Source organism: Streptococcus sp. STC1396 (assembly GCF_058933875.1).
Window position 1 is genome coordinate 1 of sequence record NZ_JBZYCU010000058.1, and the last position, 559, is coordinate 559.

Sequence of the window (559 nt, forward strand, 5' to 3'; positions counted from 1 at the left end):
GCTACCTGCCACATACTTTGGATACCCGCTATCACGCTGTCAAAACCTATCGTAACGGTACCTCTGTCGCCTTTATCTGTCGGAGATACAAAGTCTCAAAAGCCTCTCTTATGCGTTGGAATAAACGGTTCGATGGAAGCAAAGAATCGCTATGTGACAAATCCCATCGCCCTCTGACACCTCATCCAAATAGTCACACCAATGAAGAAATCAATTGGATCAAACACTGTATCCGCCGCAATCCTAAAGCTACGCTGATTGAAATCTTCTACAAACTCAAAACAAACAAAGGTTACCACAGGCATCCTTGTTCCCTCTTTCGCATCCTGAGAAAATTAGGCTTCTTCAAAGCTTCTAAAGAAAAGAAAAAAGCCTACAAACCAAAGCCCTACCATACGCCGACCGAAATCGGAGTGAAATGGCAAATGGATGTCAAATATGTCCCAAAACACTGTTACACCGGCTCTATCCCTGATAAATTCTATCAGTATACTGTCATCGACGAAGCTTCCAGAGAGCGATTTATCTATCCTTTTAAGGAGCAAAGCTCTCATTCTAC

1 protein-coding gene is annotated in these 559 nt (G+C 42.9%); it reads left to right on the forward strand.

Annotated elements, in window-relative coordinates:
* The coding region (locus tag AC5FEC_RS10415) for a transposase family protein (RefSeq protein WP_493662114.1) at positions 1–559 on the forward strand (559 nt) is incomplete at both ends.